Origin of the sequence: Streptomyces sp. NPDC057253 (assembly GCF_042669125.1) — a bacterium.
Taxonomy (GTDB): Bacteria; Actinomycetota; Actinomycetes; order Streptomycetales; family Streptomycetaceae; genus Streptomyces.
The window spans coordinates 1-9673 of the sequence record NZ_JBHUXV010000216.1 but is presented as its reverse complement, the minus strand read 5'-3'; the positions used below and the strand labels follow the sequence as shown (position 1 = coordinate 9673).

Genomic DNA, 9673 nt, shown 5'->3' with positions numbered 1-9673 from the left:
GCCCAAGGGGCCAGCCCGCGCTTTGCGCGGGCCCTTGATGAGGTAGAGAAACCTGTAACAGCGCGCGTCGGCCTACGCGTCGAAGTCGTATTCCAGGATGTACGAAGCGGCATCGAGCGTCATTTCGTTGATCTCGACGGGGCGCCCCTCGTCCGCGAACGCGGTGCGGCAAATGAGGATGACCGGCGTACCTGCGGAGATGCTCAACTGTTCCGCCTCATCCTTCGTGGGCATGCGTGAGCGGATCTCCTCGCGGAAGTGCACTGGCTTGTACCCAAGTTCGGCCAGACGGGCATAGGTCCCGCCGGGTCCCGTGTCTTCCTGCGTGATCGCCGAACCAGCCACTACCGAGGTGGGGAGATAGCTCGTCGCGAGAAGAACGGGCTTTTCATCCAGGACGAACCGCCTCCGCCGTACGCACACGGTGTCCTCTTCACTCAGGTCCAGGACCTGGCCGATGTGCTCCGGCGCTTCCTCTTCGGAAACCGCTACCTGATCCACAACAAGCGCACGGTTCTCGATGTCGGCAGACCAGATGGACCGGCCACTGCCCCACTGCTCCTGCGCGAGCCGCTGGATGCCTCGACGCCTGAGGGGGCGGAAAGATCGGACGAAGACGCCGGCGCCCTTGCGGGACTCGGCGATGCCTTCGTCCTTCAGCACGCTCAAGGCCTGGCGAGCCGTCATGCGGGCCACGCCGTGGGTGGCCATGAGGTCGTTCTCTCCCGGAAGCCGATCACCGGGACCGTACTCGCCCGACCGGATCGCCTCGCGTAGAGAGTCCGCAATCCGCTGGTACTTCGGCCGACGGTCGTCGTCGGTGGTGGTCATTCGGGAGCCCTCCCTTCTTCTCTAGACAGCCTAGGCCATGCATGCCACGCCTGCCCTCTCGTGTAGCCGCGATCTCGCGCTCTCAACATCTCTAGACAGATTCTCTTGACGTCTCTAGAGACGTGTGGCCTACTGGAACCTGTCTAGAGAGGTCGCGAACGGCGATCTCCATGAACTGAGGGATGTGCTCATGCCGTCGTTCAAGGTCGACACTTCGTCTGCGTTGGTGTTCGTCGCGACCGCGCCGGAGCCGAAGATGGTCAACAAGAAGACCGGTGAGCGGGCCGTGGACCGGGAGACCAACGCGAGCCTTTCGACCGTGGGTCTGCTGGTCTCGGACGAGGGGGAGGGCAACCTCTACCAGGTGACCGTCCCGGAGACGGGCCTCCCCGAGGGTCTGGCGCCGGGTATGCCGGTCAAGGTCATCGGCCTGAAGGCTCGTGACTGGGAGAACGAGTTCAACGGCCAGAAGCGGCACGGGATCTCGTTCCGCGCGGTCGCGATCACCCCGGTGGCCTGATCATGGCTGACTGGACGGTGTGGCTGGAGGCCACGGGAGCGGCGGCCGGCGCTGGTGGCCTCGGCTACGCGAAGTACCGCGCCCCGCGCACGTACTGGTCGCTGGTCGGCCTGCCCGCGACCTGGGGCCGGTTCTCCTACTCGTACCGCTCGACGATGGACGTGTGCGGTCTGACGGTGCAGCCGTCCGGCGTGCGGGCGTTCATGGCGCGCAACGTGGCCCGTCGTGAGGTGCAGCCGGTAGCGCCGAAGATTCGCCGGATACGGCCCACCTCGACCGGTCTGCGGGTGACCCTGCGGCTCCCGGCCGGCCTGGAGCCCGCCGACGTGATCGCCTCGACGGAGCGGCTGCGGCACGCCTGGGGTGTCCACTCCGTGCGCGTCGTGGTCGTCAAGCCGGGCGTCGTCGAACTGCGGATGACGGGCTATGACGTGCTGCGCCGGGTGCGGATGCCGCGCAAGGCACAGCCTCACGGCATGGCCGTACCGGTCGCGCTGCGCGATGACGGGACCGTGTTCGAGCGGGACTACCGCAAGGTCCCCATGGCCCTCACCTTGGGCGCGAACTTCTCCGGCAAGTCCATGTATCAGCGCAACCTGATCAACGGGCTCGCAAAGCTGCCGGTCGCGCTGGTGGGGATGGACTGCAAGCGCGGTGTGGAACAGTCCCCGTTCGCCCCGCGGCTGTCGGCCCTGGCGACCAATCCGGATGATGCCGCCTCACTGGCGGATGTGCTGGTGGCGGAGATGGAAGACCGCTTCGACCTGCTCAACCTGCACGGCGCCTCGGACCTGTGGGAGCTGCCGGAGGACGTGCGGCCGGCGCCGGTCGTGGTGCTGGTCGACGAGATCGCTGAACTGTTCCTGATCTCCCGCAAGGAGGACGAGGACCGCCGCACGAGGATCGTCACGGCGTTGATCCGCCTCGCGCAGATGGCTCGCGCGGTCGGCATCTACCTGGAGATCTGCGGGCAGCGCTTCGGCTCCGACCTGGGCAAGGGCGCCACCATGCTCCGCGCCCAGCTCACCGGCCGGGTCGTGCACCGCGTGAACGACAAGGAGACGGCTGAGATGGGGCTGAAGGACGTAGCCCCGACCGCGGTTCCGACCGCCTGTGTGATCCCCGCGAACCGCCCCGGCACGGCCGTGGCCACGGATGCGGAGGGCGGCTGGTGCAAGATCCGCACTCCGCAGATCTCCCGCGAGACGGTCGCTGCGACCTGCCTCGACTTCGCGCACCTGGTGCCCGACCTGCCGTTCCTGGAGGCCTTCCGGCCCCGCGTTCCCGCACCGTCCGCGACCGCTGTGTCACTGGCCAAGTGATCACCGTGGCTGCGTCCAAGACTCGCGCGACCACGCCCGCCGAACCGGCGAAGTGCCAGACCTGCAAGGGCTCCGGTGAGGTCTCCCGCACGGTCCACGTGGGCCGCAAGCGGCGCCCGGTCGGCCGGCAAACCGGTATCTGCCTGGCCTGTCTGGGCTCCGGCGAAGCCACCGACTAACCCGCCGGGGCTGGGCGGCCGGACACGGTCCCCGCCCGCTCCTGGCCCGACTCCCGAAGGGAGGTACAGACCATGAAATCCACTCTCCGCCCGGACGCCGTGCTGATCCAGGCCGTCATCGCCGGCGCCCTGTCCTTCGCCCACCTGCACGACCTCGCCGAAGCAGCCAGACAAACCGGCTGGAAGGCCTGGGCCTACCCGATCAGCGTTGATCTGTTGCTGGTCGCCGCCTGGCGTCGGCTGCGCACGGCCCGCCGCGACCGTTCCGCCTGGACCTGGTTCACCATCGCCCTGTTCGCCTCGCTGGGCGCGAACATTGCCACCGCCGGGCTCCTCGACCTGGAACACGTGCCCGCCTGGCTGCGCATCCTCGTCGCCGGCTGGCCCGCCCTCGCCTTCCTCGGCGGCACCCTCCTGGTCCACTCACCGACCGAACCGGTCGTGCCGGAAGTCGACGTCCACCGCACCGACGAACCCACCCCCGCCCCGGAACCGCTGCCGGAACTGGCCGCCGCACCCGAGGCGCCCCCAGCCCCGACCGTGCCGGCCGCGCTGCTCGACCACGCCCGAAAGATCGCCGACGCCCATCAGGCATCCACCGGATCGCCGATGCCGGCCGACGCACTGTCCGCCCGCCTGCAACTGCCTGCCCCGATGGCCACAGCCATCGCCGCCCAACTCCAACTCACCTGATCCCAAAAGGAGTTCGACCGATGCCCCTGTTCAGCTTCAACCGCCCGTCCGACTTCGTGGATGCGGCCCGCGAGATGGCCGACACCGGACGCCCCACCCTGGCCCGCCTGCTGGCCGAGGAAGCCGCCGACCGCACCACGGACCCCCAGGAAAAGGCCCGCATCCTGGCCGAGTTCCCCGGCCACAGCCTCAGGCAGGAGGGCTGACGCCGTGCCCGCTTACCGCCGCTTCCGCGACCAGCGCCGTATCGGCCCCGTGCAGGTCGGCACGTACTACGACGGCCGGGGACGCGACAAGCACACCGCCGCGTGCACCGCGCCGGGCTGCGGCTTCTCCGCCGACTACAGCGACCGCGCCGCCGCCGAACTCGCCGCCAACACCCACCGCTGCAAGGCCTGAAAGGGAGATCCCCGTCATGGACGTTCCGCTCTGGCTCGCCGTGATCGTCGTCGGATGGCTCGGCATCAAGCTCGCCCGCCCGCCGGTCTGGCTGGTCGTGCTGCTCCTGCTTGGCGGCTACCTCGTCGCCGGCAGCTTCCTCGGCCCCACCGTCGACGCCCTCATCAAGTAACCCCACCCCGAAGGGATACCGCTGTGTTCACCCCGAAGTACCCGCCCAAAGACACCGCCCCGCCGGCCACCACGATCCGGCCTCCGGCCTCCGACCTCCCCGCCCCGGCGCCCCCCGCCGCCCCGGTCCCGGTCCCGGTCACCTCGAACCGGCCGGTCGTCCAGCTCACGCCCGGTAGTGCGCTCGCCCTCGCCGCGGGTGGTGGCGCCGTGGTCCTGGTCGTCGGCGCGGTCCTCGTGTCCATGCTCCTCGCGGTCGCCATTACCGGCATGTCGGTGGCCGTGTGCGCGCTCGTCATCCGCTCGATCCTCAACTCCGAAAGGAACCGCTGACATGGGCTTCTTCACCAACCCCGAGAAGGCAGACCGCGACCTGACTCAGCACATGCTCGCGGACATCGCGGTTGACCTGAAGGGCGGACCGGTCGACGACTTCACCGCCGTGGTCGCCGGCTCGCTGTTCGCCACCGCCAACGCGCAGGGCCTGGCCGACGACTGCGGCGACACAGACGCCTACCCGCCGCGCGGGCACGGATACCCCCGCCGCTAAACGGCCCCCGGGGCGGCCTCGGTCGCCAAACTTCCGCCGCCCCGGGCGCCTGGACCACTTCCAGATCCAAAGGACCCGAAAGGGAAGTCTCATCATGCCCCAGCACGCCCTGAACACGCCCGTCTGCCGCGACTGCGACGGCTTCCCCGTCGTCGCCATCACCACCGGCACCCGCAACCCGGACGGCACCCGCACCACCCTCACCGTCACCTGCACGACCTGCCAGGGCACGGGTCGCCGCACCCGCCGTGCCGTGGTCTTCACCTGGATCGGGAGGTGACGGATATGGCCGACCTCACCCCGGACGAGCAGCACCCCGGAGTGCACATCTTCGCAGAGCCGGTCTACCGCAAGCACGACGACCCGGGCCGCTGGTGGAACACCACCGCCTCGACGCCGACCGCCTCCTACACCTGCGGAACCTGCGGCGAGTCCGACTCCGCCCGTGGCGCCGGCAAGGTCCGCGACCTGGTCGACGACTACACCGCCAACCACGGCCCCGCCCACCGTGGGGGCAGGCGATGACCGAGCCGCTGCGGGTCCTGGACCTCTTCTCTTGCGCCGGCGGAGCCGCCATGGGCTACCAGCGCGCCGGCTTCGTGGTCGACGGCTGCGACATCGCCGATCGGCCCCGCTACCCCTTCGCCTATCACCGCGGCGATGCCCTCGAATACCTTGCCCACCTGATCACCACCGGTGACATCGAGCGCTACGCCCTCGCGCACGCCTCTCCGCCCTGCCAGGCCGGTTGCGCCCTGACCGTGGGCACCAACGCCTCTCAGGCCTGGGGCGGCACCCACGAAGACCTCGTGGCCCCCACGCGCGCTCTGCTCGACGCGTCCAGCCTGCCGTACGTGATGGAACAGCCCAACGGCCGCGCGAAGATCCGCAAAGACCTCACCTTGTGCGGCGAGATGTTCGGCCTGGGCGTGCTGCGCCACCGCAACTTCGAACTGGGCCGCTGGTCCACAGCGCGGCCGGCTCACCCCCGGCACCGTGGCTACGTGCGCGGGCACCGCCACGGCGTCTACCGCGACGGTCCCTATGTCGCCGCCTACGGGGAGGGCGGCGGCAAGGCCACCGTCCCGGAGATGCAGAGCGCCATGGGCATCACCTGGACCGACGTTCGCGAAGAGCTCACCGAGGCGATCCCGCCCGCCTACACGCAATGGATCGGCTCGGCCTTCCTGAAGTCCCGTCAGGAGGTGCTGTTCGCGTGAGCGACACCGCCACCATGGCGGGCTTGGACCCGGCCACCCTCGCCGACGTGCTGAGGCTGGCCGGCTCCACCGGCTTCGACCGCATCCAGGATCAGATCCGCCGAACCGGCGGCTGCTCCGACCCCATCCACCTGCAAGGCTCCACCGTCACCCGCGACGCTGCCTCCGGTCAGGTCCTGCACTCCTACTCGACCGACACCGAACCCGGCGGACGGCTCCGAATCGCGTGCGGCAACCGGCGGGCCTCCCGCTGCCCCTCCTGCGCCTGGACCTACGCCGGCGACACCTACCACCTCATCCGCGCCGGACTCGTCGGCGACCCCGCCAAGGGCACCCCGCACACGATCCGCGACCACCCGCGGGCCTTCGCCACCCTCACCGCGCCCTCGTTCGGGCGGGTCCACAACCGGCCCGACACGGGTCGCTGCCGCTGCGGTGTACGCCACCCCGAGGACGCTGACGAGCTGGGCACCCCATTGGACCCGGAGACCTACGACTACGCGGGCGCGGTGCTGTGGAACAACCACGCCTCCGAACTGTGGCGCTACTTCACTATCTACCTGCGCCGCGAGATCGCCAAGCGGGCCGGCCTCACCCAGAAGGACGCCAAGGAACAGTCCCGGGTCTCCTTCGGCAAGGTCGCTGAGTACCAGAAGCGCGGGGCCGTGCACTTCCACGCGGTGATCCGCTTCGACGGGCCGGACGGGCCCGACTCCCCGCCTCCGGCCTGGGCCACCCTCGAACTCCTCACCGCATCGATCCGCGCCGCCCGCAAGCGCGTTGTCGTCGACGTACCCGCGGCCGGTGACCAGCCTGCCCGCACGCTGCGCTGGGGCGTCAAGCTCGACGTCCAGCCGATCAAAGCCTTCGGTGGTGGCGAGGACATCACCGAACAGAAGGTCGCCGCCTACGTCGCCAAGTACGCCACCAAAGCCGCTGAGACCACCGGCACGGTTGATCGCCGGATCGGCAACAAAGAAGCCCTGGTCCTGCTCGACGTACCCGACCACCCCGCCCGGCTGATCGCGGCATGCCTCGACCTGCACCCGCTCTACCCGGACCGGAAGCTGCGGGACTGGGCTCACATGCTCGGCTTCCGCGGCCACTTCTCCACCAAATCCCGCCGCTACTCCACCACGCTCGGCGCCCTCCGGCAGACCCGCGCCGACTACCGCGCCGCCCAACAACGCGAAGCCCTCGGCCTGCCCGACCCCAACGACGAAGAGGCAACGACCCTGACCCTCGCGCACTGGTCCTACGCCGGCCACGGCCACACCCCCGGCGAATCCTGGCTCGCCGCCAACATCCGCCGCGACATCCAGCACAGCCGCGACGCCGCACGTGAAGCCCTCGCCGACCGCAACGGAGGTGATCTCGATGACTCGCACTGCTGAGAAGGCGCCCCGCAAGACTGTGATGACCAAGGATGAGTGGATCGCACAGCATCTTCGACGTGCCCCGGTGAGGGACGAAGAGTGGGTGCAGCGCCTCCTCGTCCTGCAAGGCAAGGCCTAGTCATGGGCCCCAAGATCGCGGTCTATACGCGAATCTCTCGAGATGACGAAGGCGAAGGCCTCGGGGTCACGCGTCAACGTGAGGACTGTGAACGCCTGACGGACCTCCGGGGCTGGGCCGTGGCGAAGATCTATGAGGACAACGACGTGTCGGCGTACAAGCGGAACGTGCGGCGGCCCGAGTTCGAGCTGATGCTGAGCGACTTGGCGGACGGTCTGATTGACGGTGTCGTGGCCTATGACCTCGATCGGCTCGCACGTCAACCGAGGGACCTTGAGCGGCTCATCGACCTGTACGACGGGCGCAAGCGGCTCGTGTTCGCCACGGTGACCAATGATGTGAACCTGGGGACGGCGGACGGTCGCACCATGGCCCGAGTCATGGTGGCGTTCGCCAACAAGTCGTCGCACGACGCGTCCCGCCGTATCCAGCGCAAGCACCTTGAGCTTGCGCGACAGGGGAAGCCCAACGGCGGCCCGGCTCCTTACGGGTGGCTCAAGGGTGGGCGCAAGGTCGACCCCGTAGCCGCTGAGCACATCCGCGCTGCCCAGAAAGAACTGCTCGCCGGCGTGCGGATCGGCACTATCCGAACTGACTGGCAGCGCCGGGGAATCGGTCACACCCGAGAGGGGACTACCCGGCTCCCTCATCACCTCGTGGAACACATGCTGACCAACCCGCGACTGTGCGGATACCGCACGTACCACGGTGAGGTCCTCCTCGACGACGACGGGCGCCCGGTGATCGGCGAATGGGAGGTCATCAACACCGTTGAAGAGTGGGAGGCCGTGTGCGCCGTGGTCATGGAGCGCAAGCAGAAGCATCCCGGTCGTTCCCTCGCCCGGAAGTATCTGCTCTCCGGAATCGCTCGCTGCGGGCTCTGCCACGCGAAGATTCGAGGCCAGGTCAACCGGCGGCGCAAACTGGGCTCGACCGGGCCCACGTTCAGCTATCAGTGCTCCGTCGTCAACGGTGGCTGTGGAGGGGTCGGACGTGCGGGGGACCCCGTCGATGAGTTTGTCATCAGTCTCGTCCTGGCTGAGCAGCGTGAAAGAGCTGCGAGCACCACCGTGGAAGAGGCCGAGCCGTGGCAGAACGCCTCGGAGCTGGCTGATGTCGAGTCGGACATCGCTGCCTTGACACAGGCCGCGAAGGGTAAGGAGATCACGGTGTCGACGCTGCTTCAGCTTCTGCCGGACCTGGAGCGCCGCCGCGATGAGCTGAAGGTGGAACGAGCGCGCTTCAGCAAGAAGCGACAGCAAGTCATGTCCCTGACCGTCGATACCGTCGAAGACTTCTTGGCGCTCCCCCTTGAGCGTCAGCAAGCGCTGATCCTGCACAGCCTCTCGGCAGTCTTGATCCACCCCGCCGGGAGGGGGAGGCGCAAGTTCGACCCCAGCTTGATTGAACCAGTGTGGCGCTGACAGTCAGAAGCCGCGCCTTGCAATCCAAGGCGCGGCTGCTTGTTCGGTTTAGCGAGAACCACTTGCGCGCGTCGGATAGTCCGCTGTTCACAGGCGTACGGTATGCGCTGCGTGCGATTGTGTGAGTGGAAGGCCGAATTCTCTTCCATTTAGAAGGCTGGGAAGGCAATCCACCCCATGGAAGTACGGCTGTGACCGCATCGACACCAAGGAATCAAAAAAAACTTTCCGGAAGGGCTTGTATCCCGAGGCCCTGCTCGCGACCATGGCGGAGCGCCCAAAAAGGGCCCCCAGCCCACTACTTGGCGGTGAGCGGCTGGAGGCCCTGAGGCGCTGTGCCCTTCGGGGGTATCCGAGAGAGGAACAGTCCTTTGTCACGCAAGCGTAAGACAGCCATGCCCCAACGCGACAGCTTCAAGAGGGAGCTGATCTCGTTAGTTCTGGTCATCGCATCACTGGCCATTGGGGCGGCGTTGGTCATCACTGACACCGCGACCACTACAGAAGCGGCCGGCTTCATCGTCACGATTCTGGCTGCGGTCGGCTGGGGGACTCACCGAAGGGGACAGTCCTAGCTGTTCGTGATGTGAAGGCGCTCCGTTCGTCCCTCGTGGACGTGGGGCGCCTTCGTCCGTCTCGGAGACCTGCGCTGATGTCCCTTCACCAACGACCCTCATTCAGTCAACTACGCCTGGAGCGTTCTGCCGCCGGTGCACAGGTCGGGAGCGGTGCCCAAGGAGAACAAGGAAGCGCTCTGAGGCGCGGCGGGCAGCAGGTCGTCGTTTGGTCCTCGCGCGAAGGGGGGCTCCCGGTCGGAACCGGGAGCCCCCCTTCGTCGTACGTCCGGGA

General features: G+C 68.1%; 15 protein-coding genes. 14 read left to right on the top strand and 1 reads right to left on the bottom strand.

What is annotated here, in order from left to right; translation table 11 throughout:
- Positions 1-72 precede the first annotated feature (72 nt).
- On the bottom strand, positions 73-831 hold the full coding sequence (locus tag ACFULQ_RS47185) for a GntR family transcriptional regulator (RefSeq protein WP_383557470.1): 759 nt from the start codon (positions 829-831) through the stop codon (positions 73-75).
- A gap of 190 nt (positions 832-1021) precedes the next feature.
- Between ACFULQ_RS47185 and ACFULQ_RS47180 the strand changes: the two genes are divergently transcribed.
- The 14 genes from ACFULQ_RS47180 (at position 1022) to ACFULQ_RS47115 (ending at position 8824) form a co-directional block, all read left to right on the top strand.
- On the top strand, positions 1022-1351 hold the full coding sequence (locus tag ACFULQ_RS47180; protein WP_062243035.1) for a hypothetical protein: 330 nt from the start codon (positions 1022-1024) through the stop codon (positions 1349-1351).
- Positions 1352-1353: 2 nt separating this feature from the next.
- Positions 1354-2673 (top strand): FtsK/SpoIIIE domain-containing protein, encoded by a 1320-nt coding sequence (locus tag ACFULQ_RS47175; RefSeq protein WP_383557467.1) that lies wholly within the window; start codon positions 1354-1356, stop codon positions 2671-2673.
- Positions 2670-2852, top strand: coding sequence for a hypothetical protein (locus tag ACFULQ_RS47170; RefSeq protein ID WP_383557464.1), 183 nt, complete (start codon positions 2670-2672; stop codon positions 2850-2852). The genes ACFULQ_RS47175 and ACFULQ_RS47170 overlap by 4 nt, the downstream gene beginning before the upstream one ends.
- A 72-nt stretch (positions 2853-2924) precedes the next feature.
- A complete protein-coding gene (locus ACFULQ_RS47165) occupies positions 2925-3545 on the top strand; it encodes a DUF2637 domain-containing protein (RefSeq protein ID WP_383557462.1) in 621 nt (206 codons plus the stop codon).
- 20 nt (positions 3546-3565) lie between these two features.
- The gene (locus ACFULQ_RS47160; protein ID WP_383557460.1) at positions 3566-3751 is read left to right on the top strand and encodes a hypothetical protein; all 186 of its coding nucleotides are present in this window, start codon (positions 3566-3568) and stop codon (positions 3749-3751) included.
- 4 nt (positions 3752-3755) lie between these two features.
- On the top strand, positions 3756-3944 hold the full coding sequence (locus ACFULQ_RS47155) for a mobile element transfer protein (RefSeq protein WP_383557458.1): 189 nt from the start codon (positions 3756-3758) through the stop codon (positions 3942-3944).
- Between the two features lie 16 nt (positions 3945-3960).
- Complete coding sequence (locus tag ACFULQ_RS47150) at positions 3961-4116, top strand: hypothetical protein (protein ID WP_383557456.1); 156 nt, start codon at positions 3961-3963, stop codon at positions 4114-4116.
- Positions 4117-4139: 23 nt separating this feature from the next.
- A complete protein-coding gene (locus ACFULQ_RS47145; protein WP_383557453.1) occupies positions 4140-4448 on the top strand; it encodes a SpdD protein in 309 nt (102 codons plus the stop codon).
- 1 nt (position 4449) lies between these two features.
- The gene (locus tag ACFULQ_RS47140) at positions 4450-4665 is read left to right on the top strand and encodes a hypothetical protein (RefSeq protein WP_383557451.1); all 216 of its coding nucleotides are present in this window, start codon (positions 4450-4452) and stop codon (positions 4663-4665) included.
- Between the two features lie 94 nt (positions 4666-4759).
- Positions 4760-4945, top strand: coding sequence for a hypothetical protein (locus ACFULQ_RS47135; RefSeq protein WP_383557448.1), 186 nt, complete (start codon positions 4760-4762; stop codon positions 4943-4945).
- 5 nt (positions 4946-4950) lie between these two features.
- The gene (locus tag ACFULQ_RS47130; protein WP_383557446.1) at positions 4951-5190 is read left to right on the top strand and encodes a hypothetical protein; all 240 of its coding nucleotides are present in this window, start codon (positions 4951-4953) and stop codon (positions 5188-5190) included.
- The gene (locus ACFULQ_RS47125; protein WP_383557444.1) at positions 5187-5885 is read left to right on the top strand and encodes a DNA methylase; all 699 of its coding nucleotides are present in this window, start codon (positions 5187-5189) and stop codon (positions 5883-5885) included. Before ACFULQ_RS47130 ends, ACFULQ_RS47125 begins: the two co-directional genes overlap by 4 nt.
- The gene (gene repSA / locus ACFULQ_RS47120; RefSeq protein WP_383557441.1) at positions 5882-7279 is read left to right on the top strand and encodes a replication initiator protein RepSA; all 1398 of its coding nucleotides are present in this window, start codon (positions 5882-5884) and stop codon (positions 7277-7279) included. The genes ACFULQ_RS47125 and repSA overlap by 4 nt, the downstream gene beginning before the upstream one ends.
- 123 nt (positions 7280-7402) lie before the next feature.
- Positions 7403-8824: a recombinase family protein gene (locus tag ACFULQ_RS47115; RefSeq protein ID WP_383557439.1), complete on the top strand. Its 1422-nt coding sequence runs from the start codon at positions 7403-7405 to the stop codon at positions 8822-8824.
- The last annotated feature ends 849 nt before the right edge of the window (positions 8825-9673 follow it).

Excerpts from the sequence above, each read along its gene's own strand:
- ACFULQ_RS47185 (WP_383557470.1), bottom strand. The coding sequence starts at position 831 with ATGACCACCACCGACGACGACCGTCGGCCGAAGTACCAGCGGATTGCG.
- ACFULQ_RS47180 (WP_062243035.1), top strand. The coding sequence starts at position 1,022 with ATGCCGTCGTTCAAGGTCGACACTTCGTCTGCGTTGGTGTTCGTCGCG.
- ACFULQ_RS47175 (WP_383557467.1), top strand. The coding sequence starts at position 1,354 with ATGGCTGACTGGACGGTGTGGCTGGAGGCCACGGGAGCGGCGGCCGGC.
- ACFULQ_RS47165 (WP_383557462.1), top strand. The coding sequence starts at position 2,925 with ATGAAATCCACTCTCCGCCCGGACGCCGTGCTGATCCAGGCCGTCATC.
- ACFULQ_RS47160 (WP_383557460.1), top strand. The coding sequence starts at position 3,566 with ATGCCCCTGTTCAGCTTCAACCGCCCGTCCGACTTCGTGGATGCGGCC.
- ACFULQ_RS47150 (WP_383557456.1), top strand. The coding sequence starts at position 3,961 with ATGGACGTTCCGCTCTGGCTCGCCGTGATCGTCGTCGGATGGCTCGGC.
- ACFULQ_RS47140 (WP_383557451.1), top strand. The coding sequence starts at position 4,450 with ATGGGCTTCTTCACCAACCCCGAGAAGGCAGACCGCGACCTGACTCAG.
- ACFULQ_RS47135 (WP_383557448.1), top strand. The coding sequence starts at position 4,760 with ATGCCCCAGCACGCCCTGAACACGCCCGTCTGCCGCGACTGCGACGGC.
- ACFULQ_RS47130 (WP_383557446.1), top strand. The coding sequence starts at position 4,951 with ATGGCCGACCTCACCCCGGACGAGCAGCACCCCGGAGTGCACATCTTC.
- ACFULQ_RS47125 (WP_383557444.1), top strand. The coding sequence starts at position 5,187 with ATGACCGAGCCGCTGCGGGTCCTGGACCTCTTCTCTTGCGCCGGCGGA.
- ACFULQ_RS47115 (WP_383557439.1), top strand. The coding sequence starts at position 7,403 with ATGGGCCCCAAGATCGCGGTCTATACGCGAATCTCTCGAGATGACGAA.